Genomic DNA, 24048 nt, shown 5'->3' on the forward strand with positions numbered 1-24048 from the left:
CACCGTCAATTCCTAACGGGTCAAGTGGTTCCGGTAGCATTAGCCGCATGACGGCGCCCCCCACGTTCCCGCTCACCGGCGAACCCCTCGCCCTGGACCTGCTCAACACCCGGCCCACCGGTGCGGGCGATCTGATCGCCGGTCCGGAAGGGCTCGCGGCCTGGCTGGCCGCCCAGGAAGGCAGGCTCGGGCCGATCGCGAAAGCGGGTCCGGTCGAAGTGGCCGCCGTACACGCCGTACGGGAGGCGGCCGGCGCGGCGCTCGCGGCCGCGCGGCGCGGCGAACGGCCCCCGGCCGACGCCCTGCGCGCACTGAACGAGGCGTCGGCGGCCGCCCCGGCCCACCACGAACTCGCCTGGACCCCGGACACCGGCTTCACGGTGGCACCGCACCGCACCAGCACCCCCGCCCGGCGGCTCGCGGCGGAACTCGCGCAGGCGGCCGCAGAACTCCTGACGGACCCCCGCGTGCGGGAAGTCCGGGAGTGCGAGGGCGCCGACTGCGTCCTGCTGTTCCTGCCGGCCCACCCGCGGCGCCGCTGGTGCGTGGCCTCGGCCTGCGGCAACCGGGCCCGGGTCGCCCGCTACTACGCCCGCCACAAACCCTGACCGGGCCGGACGGGCCGGGGCCGGGGGCCGGCGACCTCGTCAGCCCTGCGTCCTCGTCACCCCTCCGCCGGGGCCCGGCCCGTCAACGCCGCCAGGCTGGAGCGGACGTGGTTCATATGGGCCCGCATCTCCTCCTGCGCCTCCCCGTGCTCCCTCAGGATCCGCTCGGTCTCACGGCCCGTGCGCTCCTCCTGGATCCCGGCCTCCGCCAGCAGCTCCGCCGCCCGCGCTTCCGCGTCCTCCTGCCCGTGCCGCGCCGACTCCTCGGCCTCCGCGTAGCCGCGCCGCGCCTCCGCCAGCCGGCCCTCCGCGAACCGCTCCAGCTCCGCGTGCCGAGCCTCCAGATCGGCCTCCCGCTCCGCCAGCTCCCGCTGCGCCGCGTCCCACCGCTCCACGTGCTCCTGCTCGCGGTCCGCCAGCAGCGCGTCCGACCGGCGCCGCATCTCCGTCAGGGCCGCCTGCGCCTGCGAGCGCCACTCCCCCGCATCGTCCCTGGCCTCCGACCGGACCGCATCGGCCTCCCGCTCCGCCCGCAGCAGCCCCTGCCGCGCCCGGACCTCCGTCTGCTCGCGCACAGCCTCCGCGTCGAGCCGGGCCAGCTCCGCCACCCGGTCCGCATACGCCTCTGCCGCACCCGTCGCGTCCACCGCGTCCGCCCGGGCGTCCCGGCGTACGGTGTCCGCTTCTTCCTCCACCAGCAGCAGGATCCGCCGGGCCCGCTCGCTCAGCTCGTCGTACGTCTGCGGGGCCAGCGCGGCCACCGCCTCGCGCAGCCGGCCCGCCTCCTCCTCCATCCGCTTCGCCAGCACGGTCAGCCGCGCCACCCGCTCCCACGCCTCGTCCCGGCTGCCGGAGAGCCGGGCCAGATACCGGTCGACATCGTCCACGCGGTAGCCGCGACCTCGTACGGTCGCGAAACCCGGTCCGTGAGGTGACATGGGTGCAGTCATCCTGGAAGCGCCTCTCTCGGGGGGATTCCCGTCAAGGATGCGCCATTTGCTCTCAGAAGCCGGAATGGCCGGGCCGGGACCCTGTACGAGGGTCCCGGCCCGGCCAATCACCTGATCATCCGATCAGAGCAATCCGTCCCACATCTGCTCCAACAGCACCGACCACCAGCTCTCCGGCGACGCCAGCGCCGCACTGTCGAGCCCCGCCAGATTCGTCTGGAAATCGACGGTCCAGCGCCCCGCCTGCTCCGGCGTCAGATGCTGGCGCAGCCGCCACATGTGACCCATCATCGCCAGCGAACGGGCGAACTGCGGCAGGCTCGAATTCACGAACTGCGGCGGCACCGGAGCGCCACCCGGACCGGCCTCCACCGGAACCGCCACTATGTGCGCCGTCCCGTACTGCACGCACAGCGCCTTGCCGAAGTCACTGCCCACGACCAGGTACGAACCCGCGTCGGACGCCGCCTGCACCTGCCGCTGCGCGGCCAGTTCGGCGAGCGTGGGCACCGGCTGACCCGGCACCGCCTGCGCCCAGAAGAACGGACCGAAGTCCGTCGGCAGACCCGCCCACACCAGGGTCTGCGCCACGATCTCCGGCACACCCTGGCGGGACACCGCCCGCTGATCGAAACGGAACACACCCTGCGGACCGAACGCCCCGGCCAGCTCCGCGCCGATGGCATCCAGCGGAATCGCCGGCTGGAGCGGCACCTGCGCCAGCGGCGTCCGTACCGGCGCGGGGCGCGCCGGACCGTCCGCCACCTGGTGCAGCTCACCCTGATGGGTCAGCAGGTGCCGCATGCCCTGCTGACGACCGGCGTGGTCCTTGCCGTACGGGGCCACGCTCGTGATCCGGACCTGCGGCCAGGTCTCCCGGATCATCCGGGCGCAGTAACCACCCGGCAGCTCGCACGACTCCAGCTCGGTGTGCAGCTCCAGCACCTGCTGCGGCGGCACGTTCATCGCGCGCAGCTCGTGCAGGATCTGCCACTCGGGGTGCGGGGTACCGGGTGCCGAACGCCGGATGAGCTGCTGCTCGGAGCCGTCGGGCGCGCGGTAGCGCAGGACCGCCTGGTACCCCGGGCCGACCGTCGGCGCACCGGTGGGGACCGGGGCCTGCGCCGCGGGACCGGCTTGCGGCTGCCCGGGGGGACCGGGAGGCGCCGGCGGTTGACCCGTCACGGCCGGACCAGCCAGCATCGTCGCGGCATGGTCGAGCCCGCCCCCGGGCGGGCCGGGGGGCGCGGGCGGCTGACCGGCACCGGGAGCGCCGGGCGGACCCGGAGGCGCCGGAGGCTGACCCGTCACGGCCGGACCCGCCAGCATCGTCGCCGCATGGTCCAGCCCACGCCCCAGCGAACCCGGAGCACCCGGCGGACCCGGAGGCGCCGGAGGCTGACCCGCACCCGGAGCACCCGGAGCGCCGGGCGGACCCGGAGGCGCCGGAGGCTGACCCGTCACGGCCGGACCCGCCAGCATCGTCGCCGCATGGTCCAACCCACGCCCCAGCGAACCCGGAGCACCCGGCGGACCCGGAGGCGCCGGAGGCTGACCCGCACCCGGAGCACCCGGAGCGCCGGGCGGACCCGGAGGCGCCGGAGGCTGACCCGTCACGGCCGGACCCGCCAGCATCGTCGCCGCATGGTCCAACCCACGCCCCAGCGAAGCCGGGGGCGCCGGAGGCTGACCGGCACCGGGAGCACCGGGCGGACCCGGCGGCGTAGCGGGCGGCGTACCCGGCCGGGAGAGCTGGGCCCTGCTCGTCGGCGCGTCGGCGATGGACCCGGCGTCCGGGCCGCCCGCATCGGCCCCGAGGTGCAGGGCCGGCGCGATCGCGGTCCTCGGGAGCTGGCTGCCCCCGGCCATGAGCGTGGTCTTGGCCTCGGAGGCCCCGCCGGACGGCGGCGCCACGTCCTCCAAGTCCGAGCCCGACAGCGGCGGCGCGAACACCGTCGCGGGCAGCGGTACGGACACGTCGTCCGCACCGGAATTCACATCGGTCCCGGCCCACGGCGTGGCCCCGACCGGCACCCCCTCGTTCGAGGTCGGCTCGTACGGCACCTCGCGGCGCAGCGGAACCGCCTCCACCGGCTCGGGCGCGGGGACCTGAACGGGAGCCGGTGCCGGAGCCGGCGCGGCCGGGGCAGCCGGAACCACGGGCTCCGCAGCGGCCACCGGCGCGGGAGCCGGAGTCGCCGGCGGAATCCCCGCCCGGTCCGCCGCCTCCTGCAGCCACTCCGGCGGACTCAGCATGAACGAGGTCTGCTCCGAGTCGATCCGCGGCGTCGGCACCGAGGCCTCCGCCACCGGCGCGGCCGCGGCACCGTACTCCTCCTCGTACCGGCGGATCACCTCACCCACCGGCAGCCCCGGCCACAGCGTCACCTCACCGCTGTCCCGCGCGATGACCAGCCGCTGCCGGCCGCCACCGGACACCGGAGCGGCCGCGCGGTCCTCCGCCCACACCACGAACCCGAGCCCGAACTCCCGTACGCGCACCTCTCGGTGCTGGTACGCGGGCACGTCACCGTTGATCCACTCCTCGGCGCGCTCCTGCGCCTGCGCAAACGTCACCATCGCGCCGTCACCCCTCCACCGGTGCCGCACCCGACACGGGAACCGAGCGTGCGAATCCGCCGTCCACCATCAGACCGGCCACCGTTTCCAACTCCGGCGGGTTGCCCGCCAACCGCTCAAGAAAGGCATCGAAATCGGCACCGCACGGCAGCAACAAACGCTCCACGCGCTCCTGTACCGACCAGCCGTCCTGGTCGCGCGCGTCGTCGTACGGGGAGAACCACACCGAGCCGACCGACGCGCCCCTCACCTTCACCGCGAGCAGACCTCCCTGGGCGAAGGCCACGCACAGGTAGTCCTTCGTCAGGTGGTCGCGCAGGCACTTGTTGACGTACACGAGGTCGTTGACCGCCGCCTCCTCACGCACCGTGAAGAACGGCTGGTCCACCAGCACACCGAGGTCCACGTCGAGCCCGGCGCCCACCGGCGCACAGCCGCCCGCCGCCTTCAGGAACGCGCGGTACGCCTCCGGCAGCCGGTAGCCGAGGTCCTCCTCGACGCCCTGCACCGCCTCCTCGGAGACCGAGACCACCGCCTTGGGCAGCCCCAGGTGCGCCGGGCGCACCTCCTGCAACGGACGCGTACCGCGCTTGTCGTGGTCGACCGGCGCCGTGGCCAGCCCCGCGTGATGCCGCAGCAGCGCCTTCACCTCGACCGGGACCAGTTCCATCCGCCGCGTCTTCGCCACGTGGTGCCAGGTCCAGCCGTGCGGGGTCGCCACCGGCCCGACGGTGTCCCACAGCGCATGACCGGCCGCCTGCATCGCCGCGTTCGCGGACACGTAGTCCGTCAGCCGCAGCTCGTCCACGCCGAAGCCCTCCGGGGGTTCGGCGATCTCCACCGCCGCTCGCGCGTACGGGGAGAAGTCGGGATGTCCGTCCGCGTCCATGCGTACCCCGTGGGGATGCCGAGCGGCCCGGACCGGGTCCGGGAAATGCACGACCTGCCCCGAGTACGCGGCGTTGGGTGGCACGGCCTGCTGCCCGAGCCGACCTGTCGTCATGGCGGTAGCCCCCTGCTGGATCTGGCTGGTTCACCACAGCCTATGTGGTCCGGCAAGAGGGGCACCCGCCCGCGACCCCCGGGGCCGCACGACGGCCAGGAACATCCGAATTGATACGAATATTCGACCCCGCTTCCACACGACAGGGGACATTTGACAGGCTGTCCCCTCAGCACGGGGGCGTGCGCGACAGCGGCCGACACCGCCGCCACGGGAGGGAAGGCGCGACCATGCAGAACACGGCGACACGCTCGGACACGGCCGACGGCGCCTCGGGACCGGGCGACCAGAGCGGACAGGGCGGGCCGGGCGGACCCGCGACCGGACAGCCGGCCGCCCCGGCCGGCGACCCACGCCTGCGCTGGAGCAGCGCCGACGGCCGACCCGCCGCACCCGTCCTGCGCTTCCGCCGCGACGGCATCCTCCCGACCATCGCCGCCGCCCTCTCCGTACGCGGCGAAACCCTCACCGGCACCGCGGGCAAGGCCGACCAGCCGCCCTCCCTGCACCACCTCGTCCAGGACTTCCTCGACACCCTCACCAGCGGCCAGCGGGAACGCTTCACGGGCCGCTGCCCGGAAGCCATCCTGGTCTCCCGCCACCTCACCGCCGTGGAGAACGCCCGCAGCCGGCGCGCCTCCCGCAAACCCCTCACGGCCAACGAGGCCCGTCGCTCCCTCAAACAGTCCAAGATCACCGCCCGTCGCATCCGCGAGGACGGCGACCCGCTGCACGGCAGCTACGCGCCCCCCTGCCGCTCCTGCGAAGCACTCCTCGCACACTTCGGCGTACGCGCCGTCGACCTCACCCCCGCGTCAGAGAAGGCCTGACCTCCGCCACCATGAGCACCTCCTCAGCCTCCTACGACCGCTCCTCGGCCACCCGCTTCCCCACCGCCGTGGACACCGCCCTGCGCACCGCCGGCTGGGAGCCCGGCCGCTGGGACATCAAGCAGGCGGAGTTCTGGGCCGACGCCCTCCGGGACCACACCACCCCCGCCGGCCACCGGCACACCGTCTTCCCCGCGGCCGTCGAAGCCTGGGCCGAGTTCGGCGGGCTCACCGTCACCGCCGCCGGGCCCGGCCGCCAGACCGCACCGGTCCCGGTCCGCCTCGACCCCCTCACCGGCCTCCACCTGGCCCGCACCTTCGCCGACCTCGGCCGCGCCCTCTCCACCCAGCTGTGCCCGCTCGGCGTCGACTCCGACGGCGGTTCGCACCTCGCCATCGACCGCGAAGGCCGCGTCTACGGCATCGACCACACCGGCGACTGGTACCTCGGCGCAGGCGTGGACGAAGCCCTGACCCTCCTGCTGACGGGCCTCCAACCCACCCGCCTCACCACGGCTCCCTGACCCGACGCCGGCCCGGCCGCGGCCGGGCCCGGCCCCACGGCGGCACGGCCGGGGGCCGGGCGGGGCGCCGCGTCAGTTCTGCCGGGCACCCCGGGGGAGGACCACAGAGACCTTGAAGCCGCCCCCGTCCGTCGGACCGGACACGAACACGCCGCCCAGCCCGAGCACCCGTTCCCGCATCCCGACCAGCCCGTTCCCGCCGCTCGGCAGCTCCGGCTGGAGCACGTCCGCCCCGCACGGTCCGTTCTCCACCTGCATGGCCACCTCACCCTGCCGGTGAGCCAGCCGCACCACGACCTCCGCGCCCGGCGCGTGCTTGTGGCAGTTGGTCAGCGCCTCCTGCACCACCCGGTACGCGGTCTGCTCCACCTCCGCCGGATACCCCGACCCCGCACCGCGGACATCCAGCTCCACGGCCATCCCGGCCGCCCGCGACTGCCCGACCAGGACCTCCAGCTCACCCAGCGTGGGCCCGGGCCCGTCCTCGAAGCCCCCCACCAGGGCGGCCACCGGCACCCTCACGGGCGCCCGCTTCGGCGACTCGGCCGCCCGCAGCACCCCCAGCATCTCCCGCAGCTCCGTCAACGCCTGCCGCCCCATGTCCCCCACCAGCGCCGCGTTCTTCGCCGCCCGCGCCGGGTCCTTGGCGGCCACCGCCTCCAGCGCGGCCGCGTGCACCACCATGAGCGACACCCGGTGCGCCACCACGTCGTGCATCTCCCGCGCGATCCGCGTCCGCTCCTCCGTACGGGCCCACTCGGCCCGCTCCTCCGCCCGGTCCGCCAGGAGCGACAGCTCCCGCTCCAGCGAGTCCGCCCGCTCCTGCAGGCTCTCCATCAGCCGGCGGCGCGCCCCTATGTAGAGGCCGAGCAGCACCGGCGGCACGGTCAGCGCGACCGCCACGAACACGGACAGGATGATGACGAGCGAACGCGAGGCCCCCTGGTTCCCGCTGGTCCGCAGGTACATCACCACGAACGTCGCGACCAGCGACATCGAGGCCAGCGTCGCGGTGATCCGCCGGGGCACCTCGCAGGCGGCGAGCGTGTACAGCCCGACCACCCCGAGCAGGAACCCCATCGCGGCCGGCGCCACGGCGATCCCGACCAGCACCACGGCGATCGGCCAGCGCCGCCGCAGTACGAGCGTGGACCCCACCAGGAGCCCGAACAGCACCCCGACGGCCACCGGCACCCCGGCCTCGCGCGCGAAGGGCACCCCCTCGACGGCGCACTCGACCGCGGACACGGCCGCGAGCCCCACGTCGAGGACGGCCCCGCGCCGCCGCTCCCACCACAGCGGCCCGTCCCGCCCGGCCCCTTGCTCTTCCCCCGTATAGGTCATGCCGTCCAGCGTACGCAGCGCCCCCGGCGCACAGCCGGGCGGAATTCCGGGAAACCGGAGGACCGGAAACGGCAAACCCCCCGGCGAACAGTGATCCATACCGTCGCATCGAGGGGCGGTGGTGCGGCATAGTAGGTGCCGTCGACTCGACCGCAAGGGCGTAATGTCCGGTTTAGTCGGAAATTATCCCCTGTGGTGTAATTGGCAGCACTGAGGCTTTTGGTGCCTTATGTCCGGGTTCGAGTCCTGGCGGGGGAGCTTTTCAGGTTCGGGTCCCGGCCGGCACGGTCGGGACCCGCCCTCGTTAGGGGCCCGTAACGCCCCGGTATCCTTCACGGGTCCAGCACCCGAAGCCGAAGGGCACACCCGTGAGCGCCAACCGCCCGGCAGCCGTCGTCGTACTCGCAGCGGGTGAAGGCACCCGCATGAAGTCGGCCACTCCCAAGGTTCTGCACGAGATCTGCGGGCGCTCGCTCGTGGGCCACGTCGTCGCCGCCTCGCGCGAGCTGGACCCCGCACACCTCGTGGTCGTCGTCGGCCACGCCCGCGAGCAGGTCACCGCGCATCTCGCGGAGGTCGACGCCGGCGTGCGCACCGCCGTCCAGTACGAGCAGAACGGCACCGGGCACGCCGTCCGCATGGCCCTCGAAGAGCTGGGCGGGCAGCCGTCCGGCACCGTGGTCGTCGTCTGCGGCGACACCCCGCTGCTGACCGGCGAGACCCTGCAGCAGCTCGTGCAGACGCACGAGGCCGACGGCAACGCCGTCACCGTGCTCACCGCCGAGGTCCCGGACTCCACCGGCTACGGCCGGATCATCCGCGGCGAGGACGGGGCCGTGACGGCGATCGTCGAACACAAGGACGCCACCGACGCGCAGCGTGCGATCCAGGAGATCAACTCCGGGGTCTTCGCCTTCGACGGCGCCCTGCTCGCCGACGCCCTCGGCAAGGTGCGTACGGACAACAGCCAGGGCGAGGAGTACCTCACGGACGTGCTCGGCATCCTGCGCGAGGCCGGTCACCGCGTCGGGGCGGCCGTCGGCGGCGACCACCGGCAGATCCTGGGCATCAACAACCGCGTCCAGCTCGCGCAGGCCCGCGCACTGCTCAACGCACGTCTGCTGGAGCAGGCGATGCTCGCGGGCGTGACGGTCGTCGACCCGGCGAGTACGTTCGTGGACGTGACGGTGACGTTCGGGCAGGACGCGATCGTCCACCCGGGTACGCAGCTGCTGGGTGCGACGCACGTGGCGGAGGGCGCCGAGGTCGGTCCGAACACGCGGCTCAAGGACACGCAGGTGGGTCCGCGGGCCCGGGTGGACAACACGGTGGCGGACACGGCGGTCGTCGGGGAGTCGGCGTCCGTGGGTCCGTACGCGTACCTGCGTCCGGGCACGCACCTGGGTGCGAAGGCGAAGGCCGGCACCTACGTGGAGATGAAGAACGCGACGATCGGCGAGGGCACGAAGGTGCCGCACCTGTCGTACGTGGGCGACGCGACCATCGGCGAGTACAGCAACATCGGCGCGGCCAGCGTGTTCGTGAACTACGACGGTGAGCACAAGCACCACACCACGGTCGGCTCACACTGCAAGACGGGTTCGGACAACATGTTTGTGGCGCCCGTCACCATCGGGGACGGCGCCTACACGGCGGCCGGCTCGGTGATCACCAAGGACGTGCCGCCCGGTGCGCTGGCAGTGGCCCGCGGCCAGCAGCGGAATATCGAGGGCTGGGTGGCCCGCAAGCGTCCGGGAAGTGCCGCTGCAACGGCGGCGCAGTCGGCGGTCCATGAGGACTCCGACCCGCGTTGAAACCTCGTTGAGGTGAACTGACCGGAAACAGGTACGCCCGGGACGGCGTACCGTGATAGGTGCACGCAATTCGGCTGGCTCACCGTGTGCGGGACGGACGCACACGGGGGCGAGCAGCTTTCAACACGTCTGAGGAGACTGTGCTGTGACCGGGATCAAGACGACCGGCGAGAAGAAGCTGATGCTCTTCTCCGGCCGCGCCCACCCCGAGCTGGCCGAGGAGGTTGCGCACCAGTTGGGCGTCGGCCTCGTGCCGACCAAGGCTTTCGACTTCGCGAACGGTGAGATCTACGTCCGCTTCCAGGAGTCGGCTCGTGGCGCGGACTGCTTCCTGATCCAGAGCCACACGGCTCCGATCAACAAGTGGATCATGGAGCAGCTGATCATGATCGACGCGCTGAAGCGCGCGTCGGCCCGCTCCATCACCGTGATCATCCCGTCCTACGGGTACGCCCGCCAGGACAAGAAGCACAAGGGCCGCGAGCCGATCTCGGCCCGCCTGGTGGCCGACCTGCTGAAGACCTCGGGTGCGGACCGCATCCTGACGGTCGACCTGCACACGGACCAGATCCAGGGCTTCTTCGACGGCCCGGTGGACCACCTTTCGGCGCTGCCGGTCCTCGCGGACTACGTGGGCGCGAAGGTCGACCGCACCAAGCTGACGATCGTGTCCCCGGACGCCGGCCGCGTACGCGTCGCCGACCGCTGGTGTGACCGCCTGGACGCCCCGCTGGCCATCGTGCACAAGCGGCGCGACAAGGACGTCGCCAACCAGGTGACGGTCCACGAGGTCGTCGGCGAGGTCCGCGGCCGGGTGTGCGTCCTGGTCGACGACATGATCGACACCGGCGGCACCATCTGCGCCGCGGCCGACGCGCTGTTCGCGCACGGCGCGGAGGACGTCATCGTGACGGCCACGCACGGCATCCTGTCGGGGCCGGCGGCGGACCGCCTGAAGAACTCGAAGGTCAGCGAGTTCATCTTCACGAACACCCTCCCGGACCCGTCCGATCTGGAGCTCGACAAGATCACGGTCCTGTCGATCGCGCCGATGGTCGCGCGCGCGGTGCGCGAGGTCTTCGAGGACGGCTCGGTCACCAGCCTCTTCGAGGAGCAGCAGTAGCCGCTGCGCGGTAGATCCTTTTGGTGCGGCCTCCCCCGCCCGGGTACACTCCATGAGTTGCTCGGCGAGGGAGGCCGTACCTGTTTGCCCAGGTGCCGGCGCTCCGTTATCGACGCGCTCTTCGTAGCAGGCCGTTCCGGCCGGGTGACTCTGTCCGCTTTCCGTCACCCCACGAGGAGTGAGCATGTCCGAGATCAAGATCGCCGCCGAGACCCGCACCGACTTCGGCAAGGGCGCTGCCCGTCAGGCCCGTCGCGACGCCCTGACCCCCGCCGTCATCTACGGCCACGGCACCGACCCGAAGCACGTCAACGTCGACGCCCACACCCTTCAGCTGGCGCTGCGCACCCCGAACGTCCTGATCTCCCTGGACATCAAGGACGGCGGCACCGAGCTGGTCATCCCGAAGGCCGTGCAGAAGCACCCGCTGAAGCGCTCGATCTCCCACGTCGACTTCCTGATCGTCAAGAAGGGCGAGAAGGTCACCGTCGACGTCGCGATCGTCACCGAGGGCGACCTGGCCGCCGGCGGCAACATGCTGGAGACCCTCCAGAACACCATCTCCGTCGAGGCCGAGGCCACCCACATCCCGACCGAGGTCACCGTCTCGATCGAGGGCCTTGAGGCCGGCGCCACCATCCACGCGTCCGACCTGGTCCTGCCGGCCGGCACCACGCTGGCCGTCGACGGCGACATCGCCGTCCTGCAGGTCGTCGCCCCGCAGGCCGAGGAGCCGGCCGCCGAGGCCGAGGGCACCGAGGCCTGAGCCTCGCCTTCCCCCCTCAGCACTTGCTGAACGACCGCCGTCCGGCTCCACTGGAGCGGGACGGCGGTCGTCTTCGTATAAGGAGCTTTTGATGTCGGACGACGCGGCGCCCTGGCTGATCGTGGGCCTCGGGAACCCGGGAGCTGAGTACGCGGGCAACCGCCACAACATCGGGTTCATGGTGGTCGATCTGCTGGCCGAGCGGATGCGCGGGAAGTTCAAGGCGCACAAGGCGCGGGCGCAGGTGGTCGAGGGCCGGATGGGTCCGCCGGGGCCGGCGAACCGCCGGGTCGTGCTGGCGAAGCCCATGTCGTTCATGAACTTGTCGGGCGGCCCGGTGACGGCGCTGCGCGACTTCTACAAGGTGCCGCTGGACCGGATCGTGGCGGTCCATGACGAGCTGGACATCGACTATCCGACCCTGCGGCTGAAGCTGGGCGGCGGGGACAACGGGCACAACGGCCTGAAGTCGATGACGAAGTCGATGGGCGGCGACTACCACCGGGTGCGGTGCGGCATCGGCCGTCCGCCGGGCCGCATGCAGGTGGCGGACTTCGTGCTGAAGGACTTCTCGTCGACGGAGCGCAAGGAGCTGGACTGGTTCGTGGACCGGGCGGCGGATTCCGTGGAGTGCCTGATCGCGGAGGGCCTGGAGCGCGCCCAGTCGGCGTACAACTCCTGAGCCGCCAACTCCTGAGCCGCCTGATGTACGAAGACCCCCGCCGTCCGGTCCGGACGGCGGGGGTCTTCGTGCGTTGCGCGGTCAGCCGGTGTTGCGCAGACCGGCGGCCACGCCGTTGACGGTGAGCAGCAGGGCTCGGGCGAGCAGCGGGTCGGGGTCTTCTCCGCGTTCGGCGGCGGCGCGCTGGCGGGCGAGGAGGGAGACCTGGAGGTAGGAGATGGGGTCGAGGTAGGCGTCGCGGACGGCGAAGGTCTGCTGGAGGACGGGGTGGGAGTCGAGGAGCTTCTCACCGCCGGTGATGCGCAGGACTTCGCGGACGGTGAGCTCGTGTTCGGCCTCGATTTGGGCGAAGACGTGCTTGAGGTCGTCCGGGACGAGGGTGTCGACGTAGTGGCGGGCGATCCGCAGGTCGGTCTTCGCCAGCGTCATTTCGACGTTGGAGAGGAAGTTGCGGAAGAAGTGCCAGCGCTCGCCCATCTCGGCGAGGGCGGTTTCGCCGCCGGCCTCGCGCAGGGCCTTGAGGCCGGAGCCGACTCCGTACCAGCCGGGGACGATCTGGCGGGACTGGGTCCAGCCGAAGACCCAGGGGATGGCGCGCAGTCCGTCGAGGCCGGCGCCCGAGTCGGGGCGGCGGGAGGGGCGCGAGCCGAGGTGGAGGTCGGCGAGCTGGTCGACGGGGGTGGCCGCGAAGAAGTAGGCGGGCAGGTCGGGGTCTTCGACGAGTGCGCGGTAGGCGGCGTGCGCGGCGTCGGAGACGGTGTCCATGGCCGCGTCCCAGCGGGCGAGGTCGTCGTGGGACTGGCGGGGGGCCGTGTGCAGGGCGGAGGCCTGCAGGGTGGCCGCGACGGTCAGTTCGAGGTTTTCGCGGGCCAGGGACGGGACGAGGTACTTGTCGGAGATGACCTCGCCCTGTTCGGTGACCTTGATCTCGCCTTCGAGGGTGCCCCAGGGCTGGGCGAGGATCGCGTCGTGGGAGGGGCCGCCGCCGCGGCCGACGGTGCCGCCGCGGCCGTGGAAGAGGCGCAGCCGCACGCCGTAGCGGTGGGCGACGTCGCGCAGGCGGCGCTGGGCTCGGTGGATCTCCCACTGGCTGGTGGTGATGCCGCCGAACTTGGAGGAGTCGGAGTAACCGAGCATGACCTCCTGGACGTCGCCGCGCAGGGAGACGAGGCGCCGGTAGGAGGGGTCGGCCAGCATCTCGTCGAGGATGACGTCGGCGGCGCGGAGCTCGTCGGTGGTTTCCAGGAGCGGGACGATGCCGATCTTGGCCCAGCCCGCGTGGAGGTCGATGAGCCCGGCTTCGCGAGCGAGGACGGCCGCGGCGAAGACGTCGTCGGCGCCCTGGCACATCGAAATGATGTAGGACTCGATGACTTCGGGGCCGAACTTCTCGAAGGCGTCCTTGATCGCGAAGAAGACGCCGAGGGTCTTGTGGCCGGCGGCGTCCAGGGGCGCGGGGGTGGGGGCGAGGGGGCGCCGGGAGCGGAGTTCCTTGGCGAGGAGCTTGCCCCGGTAGTCGCGGGGCATGTCCGCGTAGCGCCAGGACTCCTCGCCGAGCCGGTCGAAGAGCTGACCGAGGGCGTGGTGGTGGGCGTCGGCGTGTTCGCGGACGTCCATGGTGGCGAGCTGGAGGCCGAAGGCGGCCAGCGTGCGGATGGTGCGGTCCATGCGGCCGTCGGCGAAGAGGGCGCCGCGGTGTTCGCGCAGGGAGGTCTGGATGAGGGTGAGGTCGGTGAGGAGCTCGGCGGTGCCGAGGTAGTCGCGGCCGTCCTCGTGGGGGGTGCCCTTGGCGAGGCGCTCGCGGGTGTTGACGAGCTTCTGCCGGATGCAGGTGGCCTTGAGGCGGTAGGGCTCTTCGGCGTTGAGCCGCTTGTAGCGCGGGCTGATCTCGGGGAGGCGTTCGAGGTCGGCCTGGAGGGAGGAGAGGAGTTCCTCGGTGGCGCCGGTGTAGCGGATGGAGTTCGACAGCAGGCCGCGCAGGAAGTCGACGAGTTCGAGGGCGTCGGTGATGCCGTGTTCGTGCTGGAGGATCAGTACGTCGCGGGTGACGTCGGGGGTGACGTTGGGGTTGCCGTCGCGGTCGCCACCGATCCAGGTGCCGAAGGTGAGCGGGCGGGTGCCCGCGGGCAGCTCGACGCCGACGCGCTGGAGCTCGGCGGCGAGGTCTTCGAGGACGTCGCCGACGGCGCCGGCGTGCAGCTCGTCGAGGTAGTAGATGGCGTTGCGGGCCTCGTCGGCGGGTTCGGGGCGTACGACGCGCAGCTCGTCGGTCTGCCAGACGAGGTCGATGTTCTCGGCCAGGCGCAGGTCGTGGCGGCGGCGTTCGCCGGCGCCGGTAACGGGCTCCTCCAGCAGCGCGGCGATGCGGCGCAGCTTGTTGAGGACGCTGCGGCGGGCCGCCTCGGTGGGGTGCGCGGTGAAGACGGGGCGCACGTTGAGGTTGCGGACCGTCTCGCGCAGGTGCTCGGGGTCGGCGTCCTTGAGCATGTCGGCGGTGCGCGCGAGGAGCCCGCCCTCGGCGGCCCGGTGGGCGCGCAGTTCCTTGCCGCGGTGTACCTGTTCGGTGACGTTGGCGAGGTGGAAGTAGGTGGAGAAGGCGCGCACCAGCTTGGCGGCGGTCTCCAGGTCGGTGTCGCCGAGCAGTGCGGCGGCGGCTTCGCCGTCGGTGCGGGTCAGGGCGCGCACTTGTTCGACGAGGTCGAGGAGTTCTTGGCCTTCCTGACGGACGAGGGTCTCGCCGAGGAGGTCGCCGAGGCGGCGGATGTCCGCCCGCAGTTCCGCGTTGGCGGCGGCGACGGCGGTGGCCGGGGCCTTGGCCGGGGTGGAGGAGGCCTGGTCAGCACTGCTCACAGGTGCGGCTCCTTGCAGTGTTCGAGCGCTACTGGGAGGTGGGCTCCGGCATGCGCGGGGGTGTCCCCGGACCTTCTCCCGCTGTCGCTGGGAGGGGCCCAGAGGGTGTCCCCCACCTGGTGCGCAGCTCGGCTGCCCGTGCGGACCGCGCTGTCCGACGACACCAGGATAGGTGTCCGGGCCTCGTGCCTCGCTAAACGTCTCACCAGGCGGCGCGCGGGCAGTGTCGGGCGCCCTTGAGAGCGCCTCGGGCCCGGCCGCGCTCCTCTTGTCGCGGGCGCAGGCTTTGCCATACTTACGTTGCCGTAGGTTACGCATCCGTAGCCTGGGCAGGCGCCCCCCGGCGCCTGCCGATTCCTCACCCCCCAGGGGACCCTCATGACCACCAGTCCCGAGCTGATCGAGGACGCCTCGGCGGCCTCCGATACCGACTCCCCCGTGCCCTCCGCGACGCTCGGAGGCGAGAACAAGCGGTCCGTCGAGCAGATCGCCCTGCTGTTGTTCATCGTCGTTCCCTTCCTGGCCCTGCTGGCGGCCGTTCCGCTGGTCTGGGGCTGGGGAGTGAGCTGGCTGGACCTCGGCCTGATGGTGTTCATGTACTTCCTGGCCTGCCACGGGATCACGATCGGCTTCCACCGGTACTTCACGCACGGTTCCTTCAAGGCGAAGCGGCCGCTGCGGATCGTGCTCGCCGTGATGGGTTCGATGGCGGTGGAGGGGCCCCTGGTGCGCTGGGTGGCGGACCACCGCAGGCACCACAAGTTCTCCGACCACGAGGGCGACCCCCATTCGCCGTGGCGGTTCGGGGAGACGGTCCCGGCGCTGATGAAGGGGCTGTGGTGGGCGCACATCGGGTGGCTGTTCGACGAGGAGCAGACCGATCAGCAGAAGTACGCCCCCGATCTGATCAAGGACCCGGCGATCCGGCGGATCTCGCGTGACTTCGTGCTCTGGACGATCGTGTCGCTGGCGATCCCGCCCCTGGTCGGCGGCCTGGTGACGATGTCGTGGTGGGGCGCGTTCACGGCGTTCTTCTGGGGTTCGCTGGTGCGCGTCGCGCTGCTGCACCACGTGACGTGGTCGATCAACTCGATCTGTCACGCGGTGGGCAAGCGTCCGTTCAAGTCCCGGGACCGTTCGGGCAACGTGTGGTGGCTGGCGGTGCTCTCGTGCGGGGAGTCCTGGCACAACCTGCACCACGCGGACCCGACGTCGGCGCGGCACGGGGTGCTGCGCGGCCAGGTCGACTCCAGTGCCCGGCTGATCCGCTGGTTCGAGCTGGCGGGCTGGGCGACGGACGTGCGCTGGCCGTCCGGTGCCCGTCTCGACGCCCGGCGCAGGGAAAACGCGTCGAACGCGGCATGATGGGGGACGTGGCGATCGACGGCAGCAGTTCCAGCAGCGACAAGCCCCGGCGTGGCCGTCGGGTCCGGATGACGGGCGCCGAGCGGCGTCAGCAACTGCTGGACATCGGCCGCACCCTGTTCGCGGAGAAGGGCTTCGAGGGCACGTCGGTGGAGGAGATCGCGGCGAAGGCCGGGGTGTCCAAGCCGGTGGTGTACGAGCACTTCGGGGGCAAGGAGGGCCTGTACGCGGTCGTCGTGGACCGGGAGATGCGCCAGCTGCTGGACGGGGTGACGGGTGCGCTGACGGCCGGACATCCGCGGGAGCTGCTGGAGCAGGCGGCGTTCGCGCTGCTGGACTACATCGAGTCGTACACGGACGGCTTCCGCATCCTGGTGCGGGACTCGCCGGTGGCCCAGTCGACGGGTACGTTCGCGTCGCTGATCAGTGACATCGCCACGCAGGTCGAGGACATCCTGGGACTGGAGTTCAAGGCGCGCGGGTTCGATCCGAAGCTGGCCCCGCTGTACGCGCAGGCGCTGGTCGGGATGGTCGCGCTGACCGGGCAGTGGTGGCTGGACGTGCGCCGGCCGAAGAAGGCGGAGGTCGCGGCGCATCTGGTGAACCTGGCCTGGCACGGGCTGGACGGGCTGGAGTCGAAACCGCGGCTGGTGGGCCACCGCAAGAGCTGAACGCCGCGGCGCGACGGCGCCCCGTCACCGGTGGTCCGGTGGCGGGGCGCCGTCGCGTCGCACCACATCATCGAGGGGTCGGGCAGTCGGGCACCCGGGCCGTCAGCCGAGGGGTTCCAGGAACTCGATCCGGTTGCCGACGGGGTCCTCGGAGTAGAAGCGGCGGTGCCCCGGCAGGTTGTCGTCCCAGACGACCTCGGCGCCCCGTTCCTCCAGGCCGGCCGCGTACGCCTCGATCCCGGTCACCCGCAGCCCGGGGTGCGCCTTGCGGGCGGGCCGGAAGTCCTCCTCGACGCCCAGGTGCAGCTGTACGGGCCCGGCGGCGAACCAGCAGCCGCCGCGGGCGGCGAGGACGGGGGGTTTGGAAACCTCGGTCATGCCGAGCACGTGGACGTAGTACGCGCGGAGCAGGTCCTCCGAGCCGGGCGGCGCGGCGAGTTGGACGTGGTCGACTGCGGTCAGCACGGTCAGGACTCCTTACGGGCAACGGCGAAGATCCGGCGGAACGGGAACACCGTGCCGCGCGGACCGGGCGGATAGGCCTCGCGCAACAACTCGCGGTATTCGGAGAGGAACGCGTCCACGGCCTCCCGGTCGTCCCCGAGGGCGGTGAGGACGGGCCGCAGAGCGGTGCCCTTGACCCAGTCGAGCACCGGATCGGGGCCGGACAGCATCTGGTGGTACGTCGTCTCCCACGTGTCAACGGCGCAGCCCAGCTCGGTGAACCGGGCCAGGTATTCCGCGGGTTCGAGGAGGTGGACGTAGCGGGCACCGTGGCCGCCCAGCCGCTCGCGCCAGCGCGGGGTGTCGCAGAGCCGGGCGAGGAGGGCGTGGCTGGGGGCGGTGTAGTTGCCGGGGATCTGGAAGGCGAAGGTGCCACCGGGGCGCAGCCCGTTGATCCAGGCGGGGAAGGAGCCGGGGTGGCTCGGGACCCACTGGAGGGCAGCGTTGGAAACGATCAGGTCGTAGGGCTCCTCGGGGAGCCAGTTCGCGAGGTCGCCGGGGCGGAAGTCGAGGCTGCCGCCGCCGGCGGTCTCGCCCGCGTACTCGGCATCGGCGCGCCGGAGCATCTCCGGGGACAGGTCGAAGCCGGTGATGCGGGCGTCGGGCCAGCGATCGGCGAGGAGCGCGGTGACGTTGCCGGGTCCGCAGCCGAGGTCGGCGATGCGGGCGGGGCGGGTCGGCAGTTCGGGTATCCGGTGCAGGAGGTCGAGGAAGGGTCGGGTTCGGTGTCCTGCGTGCCGGAGGTATTGCTGCGGGTCCCAGGTGGGCGCGGCCTGGGTGGCGGCGGCGGGAATCCTTGCCGACGCGGTATCGGAATGCATGTTCGAGCCTCCCTGCTGGCATGGCGGGTGGAAGCGGAAGCCGTTCCGGCACCCTCCATGCCCATCGTCGCCCAAAATATATCTTGACGTCAAGACTCACGACATCGAGATATCTATTCCCGAGATCCTCGATTTAAAGAGACTTCACGTCGACAGACCCCTTACACTGATCGGCATGGAGGACGAGGTCGACCGATTGGTCGCGGCATGGCGGCGGGAGCGCCCTGACCTCGACGTGGAACCGCTCGAAGTACTGAGTCGCGTCAGCAGGCTCGCTCGCCATCTCGACCGCGCCCGCAGGCTGGCCTTCTCCGAGCACGGCCTGGAGCCTTGGGAGTTCGACGTCCTGACGTCGCTGCGCCGCGCCGGTGCCCCCTACCAGCTCTCCCCCGGCCAGCTGCTGACGCAGACCCTGGTCACCTCGGGCACCATGACCAACCGCATCGACCGGCTCGCGAAGAAGGGCCTCGTCGAGCGGCTGCCCGACCCCAACGACCGGCGCGGGGTGCTGGTCCGACTGACGCCGGAGGGCCGCGACCGCGCCGACCAGGCCCTGGCTGGCCTGCTGGCCCAGGAGCGGGCGATCCTCGCCCAGCTCTCCCAGGCCCAGCGCGGTGACCTCGCGGCGCTGCTACGCCAGTTGACCGCTCCGTTCGACAACATCCCCGGCTAGGTCGGCCGGCCGCACCCCGGCCCGGCGGGCCAGTGCCACCGCCGCGAGCGTGGAGTGCACCCCGAGCTTGCCCAGCACGTTCTGCATGTGCGTGCGGACCGTGTGCGGGGACAGGAACAGCCGCGCCGCCACGTCCTTGCGGCCCAGCCCCGCCACCATGCAGCGCAGCACCTCGTGTTCGCGCGGCGTGAGGGACTCCACGAGCCGCTCGCTGTCCGTACGGTGCTTGCGCGCGGCGGTCAGTTCCCGCAGCACTCCGGTGAGCAGCGCGGGCGGAAGGTGGGTCTCCTCGCGCAGGACCCCGCGGATGACGGCCAGCAGCCGTGAGAGCGAGCAGTCCTTCGCCACCCACCCGGAAGCCCCGGCCTGAAGGGCGAGCGCGGCCCGGCGCGGGTCGTCGCGCTCGGCGAGCACGACGGTGCGGACCCCGGGGTGGGACACCCGCACCCCCGCGACCAGGGCGATCCCGTCTGCGCCGGGCGGCGGGCCGGAGCCCGACTCGCGCTGGGCGGGCACGGTGCCGGCGGCGGCGCCGAGGTCGGCGTCGACGAGCAGGACGTCGAAGCGGCGGCCCTCGGCCACCGCCCGTTCGAGGCAGCGCAGCGCGGCGGGACCGCTGCCGGCCGCGGACACGTCCACGTCGGGCTCGGCCGCGAGCGCGGCTGCGAGCGATTCGGCGAAGATGCGGTGATCGTCGACCACGAGAACCCGGATGCGAACCACAAAACCCCCAAGGGTCGGGGAACGGACGACTGCGGGTACGGCGCCCGGACCGGGTGATCCGCAGCTGCCGCGGCCGCCGCCGAGACATCTCTGCACTACCCCGGACCGGACGCCGTACCCGGCGTGTCTCGACCCCTGAATCAACACCGGCCCCCACCGGTGTTACGCATCAGCGTAGAACGGGTGGCGGCTCGCGGTTGGCCGAATAGCAGAAGTTTTCCGAGCGATTTTCCGGTTGGGAAGGCGCGAACCCAGTTTTTCGTGGCCTGAATTCGACCATGTGGACGGTTTGGAAGACGGATTCCGACCTGTGCGTGCCACGGGCAGTTGCGCGGGGGCATTTCACCCGGCGCGTGCACTCCGAGCGCCCGCGCAGCGCGCCCGTCCACGGCGCTGACCCGCCCGCACGCGCTCCCCGCGCACGCTGCCGCACGCCACCGCGCCCCCCGCACGGTCGAGTGCGGGGGGCGCGGTGCGCGGGTGCGGCGGGGAGTCAGGAACGCAGCGTGCGGGTGAAGTTCCAGGCGTCCGCGATGATGCCGGTGAGGTCAGCGCGGGCCGGGGTCCAGCCGAGCCTCTCGTGGGCCGCGCGCGCGGAGGCGACGAGCACCGCCGGGTCGCCGGCCCGGCGCGGGGCGACGACCTCGGGGATCTCCGCGCCCGTGACCTTGCGGACGGTCTCGACGACCTCGCGGACCGAGAAGCCGTTGCCGTTGCCGAGGTTGCAGATCAGGTGCTCGCCCGCCGTGGCGGCCTCCAGGGCCGCCAGGTGGGCCTCGGCCAGGTCGGCGACGTGGATGTAGTCGCGCACGCAGGTGCCGTCCGGGGTCGGGTAGTCCTCGCCGAACACCGAGATCGACTCGCGCTCGCCCAGGGCGACCTGGAGCACCAGCGGGATCAGGTGGGTCTCGGGGTCGTGCCGCTCGCCGAACTCCCCGTACGCGCCGGCCACGTTGAAGTAGCGCAGCGAGACCGCCCCGACGCCGTGCGCCGCGCACTCTCCCGCGATCATGTGGTCGACGGCCAGCTTCGAGGCGCCGTACGGGTTGGTGGGCTTGGTGACCGAGTCCTCGGTGAGCAGGCCCTCAGTGGGCTCGCCGTAGGTGGCGGCGGTGGAGGAGAACACCAGCTTGCGCACCCCGGCGCCGCGCATCGCGGCCAGCAGGGCGAGCGTGCCGCCGACGTTGTTCTCCCAGTACTTGCCCGGGTTGGCCACGGACTCGCCGACCTGCGAGGACGCCGCGAAGTGCAGCACCGCGTCGTAGGAGGCGTCCAGGTACCGCTCGGCGTCCTGGATCCGGCCTTCGATGAAGGTGGCGCCCGCCGGGACGCCCTCGCGGAAGCCGGTGGAGAGGTCGTCGAGGACGGTGACCTCGTGCCCGGCCTCCAGCAGGTGCGCCGCGACGACGCTGCCGACGTAACCGGCGCCGCCGGTGACCATGTACTTGGACGTCGCCGTTGTGGAAGTCGCCGTCTCGCTCACTCGTCTACTGCCTCTCGCGGTGGGATGCACGCGGGCGCGTGCACATGCCGGTCACTGGCTTACCGGATTAACCGCCTCCGGGGAAATCGGCGCCCGCCGGAGACAGTCCCGCCCGGTCCAGCAGACCGGTCCGGGCGGCCAGTGCGGCGGCCTCCAGCCGGGAGCCGACGCCCAGTTTCATCAGCACCCGCTGCACGTGCGTACGGGCGGTGCTCGGTGCGATCTCCATGCCCGCGGCGATGAGCCGGGTGTCCTCGCCCTCGGCGACCCGGACCAGTACCTCCACCTCCCGCGGGGTGAGCAGCCGCAGCAGCCGGCTGCCCTCGTCGTCGGGCTGGGCGGCGGGGTTGAGGAGCTCCGCGAAGGCTCCCTGGAGCAGCTGCGGGGAGATCGCGACCTCCCCCGCCCGCGCCTTGGCCAGCGCCCGCTCCACGCCTTCGATCCGCTCGTCGTGGCGTACGTACCCCGAGGCTCCGGCGGCGAAGGCGGCGGCGATCCCGCGCGGGCTGGGCACCGGGCCGAGCACGACGACGGCGATCTGCGGCCGTTCCCGCTTGATGCGGACGACCGGCTCGAAGACACCCGGCTCGGCGGGCGTGGCGGTGCCCAGCAGGCAGACCTCCGGCGCCCGGCTGATGACCAGTTCGGCGGCGCCCGCGGCGGGAGCTGCCGCGGCGAGCACCCGGTGCCCGCGCAGCTTGAGGGCCGAAGCCAGTGCCTCGGCCAGCAGCCGGTGCTCGTCGAGCACCATGACCCTTACGCCCATCGGGCACCCACCCCCCACCCCTTCTGCCCCGGCAAGCTACACGCTTGTTCGACGGCGCGCGGCGGATACCGCGCAGAAGCCCCCGGAAGGCGGACCTTCCGGGGGCTCGTGCCCGCTGCGGGGAGCGGCCGGGATCGGCCGGGGATCAGCTGGCGCTGAAGGAGACGAACAGGTACTCGGGGTCGCCCTTGTCCGAGTACGGCTTCCTGGCCGTCGTGCGGGAGATGAAGAGCTTGCCGTTGTGGTAGCGGTATTCGGAGTAGTCGGGCGAGAAGGCGGTCTCGGCGCTGCGGCTGGTCTTCTCCGCCGGGTTCTCCATGAGGACGGTCTCCTTCATGGTCGTGCCGTCGATGCTGACGACCTGGCCGCCCTTGTCGTACGGGGGCACCTTGTAGGCAATGATGTTCGCCCCGTCCATGCGGAGCGGGAACATGGTGTACCGCTCACCGGCGTCGGCGCGGTCGGTGGTCTGCTTGCCGGTCTCCAGGTCGAAGGAGAGCAGCTCGTTCGTACGGCCGGCCGCCTCCTTGCCCTGGTGCTCGATCGAGGGCAGGTAGACCTTGCCGTTGCCGACGACGAAGCCGGAGCACTTCTCGACCTCGGTGCCGCCGCACTTGCCGCCGAAGTTGCCGGAGGCCAGCGAGATGCGGGCCTTCAGCTCGCCCTTGGGGTCGACGACGAACAGGTCGCTGACGCCGGTGGCGTTCTTCGCGGTCTTGCCGACGTCGGCGGCGACGATCAGGGGCTTCGTGGAGACGATGGACGCCCACTCGATGCCCGGGGAGAGCTTGTACGAGGCGGTCTGGGCGCCGGTGGCCGGGTCCAGGGTCTGGGCGTAGAGGGTCTGGTTGTCGCCGCGGCCGCACTTGCGGATCACGCCGAGCGCCTCGCCGCCGGCGTAACCGCTGTCGTAGCAGCCCTCACCGTCGACCTTGGGCGTCCACAGGGACTTGCCGTCGGCCAGGTTCCAGGCGGCGCCGCCGCTGGTGCCGCCCGCGGCGACGGTCTGGCCGCTGAGCGTGACCTCGTAGTAGGAGGCGGGCTTGTCGCCGGTGGTGGCGCCCTTGGCGTTGCTCGACCAGAGGAGCTTGCCGGCGGCCAGGTCGATGACGCCGACCTCGGTGCACGCCGGGTACTTGTTCTCGGGCGTGGGCTTCGTCGGCCGGAAGATGATCGCGGTCTTGTTGTCGCTGACGTGCTTGGTCGCGCCGCAGAGCTCGCCCGGGAGCGGGACCTCCCACTTCTTGCCGCCGTCGACGGTGTTGTAGCCGACGACCTTCGCCACGTCGGACTTCACGTACGTGGAGTCGGTGAGCCAGGATCCCGCGACGGTGACGACCTCTTCGGGGGTCGGGTTCGGCTGGTTGAACAGCGGCTTCGACTTGGTGTTGGCGGGCGCCTTCTCCGAACCGGAGGTGCCGCCGGCGGGCTTGTCGCCGCCGGTGCTGCCGTTCGCGGTGGGCGAGCCGCCCCCGCCGTCGCCGTCGTCGGAGACGTACCAGAAGCCGCCCGCGATGATCAGGACGATGGCCAGCAGGGCCGCGCCGACGATCATCAGCTGGGTGCGCTTTTCGTTGCCGCCGCCACCCGGGCCGGCCGGGGCCGAGGGCTGGGCCGCCTGCATCGGGGCCGTGGGCGCGCCGTAGGGCGGCGGGACGGCGGTGCCGGGTGCGGGCTGCTGCTGCTGCGGGTAGCCGTAGCCCTGCTGCGGATAGCCGTACGCCGGCTGCCCCTGCGGGGGCACGGCCGGGCCGGCCGGCACGGTCGGCGGTACGGGCGGCTGCTGCGGGGCGCCCTGGGGCGCGGGCGGCTGCTGCGGGGCGGCCGGCGGCACCGGCGGCGGCGCACCGAAGCCCCCGGACGCGGGGTCCTGCGGCGCACCGAAGCCACCGGGCGGCGGCTGGTGCGGGGGCGGCGGGGTACTCGGGTTACTCATCGGGTTCTACTGCCCTCTCGGTGGGCGACTCG

General features: G+C 72.1%; 21 protein-coding genes and 1 tRNA gene. 11 read left to right on the forward strand and 11 right to left on the reverse strand.

Annotated features, from left to right (window positions below; translation table 11 throughout):
- The first annotated feature begins 47 nt into the window (after positions 1 to 47).
- Positions 48 to 608: an ABATE domain-containing protein gene (locus tag OG974_RS18280; protein WP_371643754.1), complete on the forward strand. Its 561-nt coding sequence runs from the start codon at positions 48 to 50 to the stop codon at positions 606 to 608.
- A gap of 56 nt (positions 609 to 664) precedes the next feature.
- Here OG974_RS18280 and OG974_RS18285 read toward each other — a convergent pair whose 3' ends face one another.
- The 3 genes from OG974_RS18285 to OG974_RS18295 form a co-directional block, all read right to left on the reverse strand.
- Positions 665 to 1546, reverse strand: coding sequence for a cellulose-binding protein (locus OG974_RS18285; protein WP_371643755.1), 882 nt, complete (start codon positions 1544 to 1546; stop codon positions 665 to 667).
- Positions 1547 to 1681: 135 nt separating this feature from the next.
- The gene (locus OG974_RS18290; protein ID WP_371643757.1) at positions 1682 to 4138 is read right to left on the reverse strand and encodes an SUKH-4 family immunity protein; all 2457 of its coding nucleotides are present in this window, start codon (positions 4136 to 4138) and stop codon (positions 1682 to 1684) included.
- Between the two features lie 7 nt (positions 4139 to 4145).
- Entirely contained in the window at positions 4146 to 5141 is a 996-nt protein-coding gene (locus OG974_RS18295) for an SMI1/KNR4 family protein (RefSeq protein WP_327283767.1), read from the reverse strand.
- 230 nt (positions 5142 to 5371) lie between these two features.
- On the opposite strand from OG974_RS18295, the gene OG974_RS18300 reads away from it, so the two are divergent.
- Positions 5372 to 5971 carry a YwqJ-related putative deaminase gene (locus OG974_RS18300; protein ID WP_327283768.1) on the forward strand — a complete coding sequence of 200 codons (600 nt, stop codon included), beginning with the start codon at positions 5372 to 5374 and terminating at the stop codon, positions 5969 to 5971.
- Between the two features lie 11 nt (positions 5972 to 5982).
- Positions 5983 to 6495 (forward strand): SUKH-3 domain-containing protein, encoded by a 513-nt coding sequence (locus OG974_RS18305; protein ID WP_327283769.1) that lies wholly within the window; start codon positions 5983 to 5985, stop codon positions 6493 to 6495.
- 72 nt (positions 6496 to 6567) lie between these two features.
- Here OG974_RS18305 and OG974_RS18310 read toward each other — a convergent pair whose 3' ends face one another.
- Positions 6568 to 7839, reverse strand: a complete 1272-nt coding sequence (locus OG974_RS18310) for a histidine kinase (RefSeq protein WP_327283770.1) — start codon at positions 7837 to 7839, stop codon at positions 6568 to 6570.
- Between the two features lie 186 nt (positions 7840 to 8025).
- Here OG974_RS18310 and OG974_RS18315 point away from each other — a divergent pair.
- The 5 genes from OG974_RS18315 to pth all read left to right on the forward strand — a co-directional run bounded on the left by OG974_RS18315 (position 8026) and on the right by pth (position 12224).
- Positions 8026 to 8097, forward strand: a tRNA-Gln gene (locus OG974_RS18315).
- A gap of 110 nt (positions 8098 to 8207) precedes the next feature.
- A complete protein-coding gene (glmU, locus tag OG974_RS18320) occupies positions 8208 to 9653 on the forward strand; it encodes a bifunctional UDP-N-acetylglucosamine diphosphorylase/glucosamine-1-phosphate N-acetyltransferase GlmU (protein ID WP_327283771.1) in 1446 nt (481 codons plus the stop codon).
- 145 nt (positions 9654 to 9798) lie between these two features.
- Positions 9799 to 10776, forward strand: coding sequence for a ribose-phosphate diphosphokinase (locus OG974_RS18325; protein WP_327283772.1), 978 nt, complete (start codon positions 9799 to 9801; stop codon positions 10774 to 10776).
- Between the two features lie 184 nt (positions 10777 to 10960).
- Entirely contained in the window at positions 10961 to 11542 is a 582-nt protein-coding gene (locus OG974_RS18330; RefSeq protein WP_327283773.1) for a 50S ribosomal protein L25/general stress protein Ctc, read from the forward strand.
- 91 nt (positions 11543 to 11633) lie between these two features.
- The gene (pth, locus tag OG974_RS18335; RefSeq protein WP_327283774.1) at positions 11634 to 12224 is read left to right on the forward strand and encodes an aminoacyl-tRNA hydrolase; all 591 of its coding nucleotides are present in this window, start codon (positions 11634 to 11636) and stop codon (positions 12222 to 12224) included.
- 81 nt (positions 12225 to 12305) lie between these two features.
- Here the strand turns inward: pth and ppc are convergent, their stop codons facing one another.
- A complete protein-coding gene (gene ppc, locus OG974_RS18340) occupies positions 12306 to 15074 on the reverse strand; it encodes a phosphoenolpyruvate carboxylase (protein ID WP_371643761.1) in 2769 nt (922 codons plus the stop codon).
- 378 nt (positions 15075 to 15452) lie between these two features.
- On the opposite strand from ppc, the gene OG974_RS18345 reads away from it, so the two are divergent.
- Together OG974_RS18345 and OG974_RS18350 are read left to right on the forward strand one after the other, a co-directional pair.
- Positions 15453 to 16439 (forward strand): fatty acid desaturase, encoded by a 987-nt coding sequence (locus tag OG974_RS18345; RefSeq protein ID WP_327283775.1) that lies wholly within the window; start codon positions 15453 to 15455, stop codon positions 16437 to 16439.
- Positions 16439 to 17110: a TetR/AcrR family transcriptional regulator gene (locus OG974_RS18350; RefSeq protein ID WP_030865813.1), complete on the forward strand. Its 672-nt coding sequence runs from the start codon at positions 16439 to 16441 to the stop codon at positions 17108 to 17110. The genes OG974_RS18345 and OG974_RS18350 overlap by 1 nt, the downstream gene beginning before the upstream one ends.
- Positions 17111 to 17212: 102 nt before the next feature.
- Here OG974_RS18350 and OG974_RS18355 read toward each other — a convergent pair whose 3' ends face one another.
- A complete protein-coding gene (locus OG974_RS18355) occupies positions 17213 to 17575 on the reverse strand; it encodes a VOC family protein (protein WP_327283776.1) in 363 nt (120 codons plus the stop codon).
- Positions 17576 to 17577: 2 nt separating this feature from the next.
- Positions 17578 to 18435 carry a trans-aconitate 2-methyltransferase gene (locus tag OG974_RS18360; RefSeq protein WP_327283777.1) on the reverse strand — a complete coding sequence of 286 codons (858 nt, stop codon included), beginning with the start codon at positions 18433 to 18435 and terminating at the stop codon, positions 17578 to 17580.
- Positions 18436 to 18610: 175 nt separating this feature from the next.
- Here OG974_RS18360 and OG974_RS18365 point away from each other — a divergent pair, with 175 nt between their 5' ends.
- Complete coding sequence (locus OG974_RS18365) at positions 18611 to 19108, forward strand: MarR family winged helix-turn-helix transcriptional regulator (RefSeq protein WP_030297045.1); 498 nt, start codon at positions 18611 to 18613, stop codon at positions 19106 to 19108.
- On the opposite strand, the gene OG974_RS18370 is transcribed toward OG974_RS18365, so the two are convergent.
- The 4 genes from OG974_RS18370 to OG974_RS18385 form a co-directional block, all read right to left on the reverse strand.
- Positions 19067 to 19831 carry a response regulator transcription factor gene (locus tag OG974_RS18370; RefSeq protein ID WP_327283778.1) on the reverse strand — a complete coding sequence of 255 codons (765 nt, stop codon included), beginning with the start codon at positions 19829 to 19831 and terminating at the stop codon, positions 19067 to 19069. The two genes, OG974_RS18365 and OG974_RS18370, sit on opposite strands and share 42 nt — an antisense overlap.
- A gap of 493 nt (positions 19832 to 20324) precedes the next feature.
- Positions 20325 to 21272 carry a UDP-glucose 4-epimerase GalE gene (gene galE, locus OG974_RS18375; protein ID WP_327285675.1) on the reverse strand — a complete coding sequence of 316 codons (948 nt, stop codon included), beginning with the start codon at positions 21270 to 21272 and terminating at the stop codon, positions 20325 to 20327.
- Positions 21273 to 21381: 109 nt separating this feature from the next.
- Positions 21382 to 22080, reverse strand: a complete 699-nt coding sequence (locus tag OG974_RS18380; RefSeq protein ID WP_327283779.1) for a response regulator transcription factor — start codon at positions 22078 to 22080, stop codon at positions 21382 to 21384.
- Positions 22081 to 22225: 145 nt separating this feature from the next.
- Positions 22226 to 24016, reverse strand: coding sequence for a PQQ-binding-like beta-propeller repeat protein (locus OG974_RS18385; RefSeq protein ID WP_329313689.1), 1791 nt, complete (start codon positions 24014 to 24016; stop codon positions 22226 to 22228).
- Positions 24017 to 24048: the final 32 nt, after the last annotated feature.

Origin of the sequence: Streptomyces sp. NBC_00597 (genome assembly GCF_041431095.1) — a bacterium.
Lineage (GTDB): Bacteria > Actinomycetota > Actinomycetes > Streptomycetales > Streptomycetaceae > Streptomyces.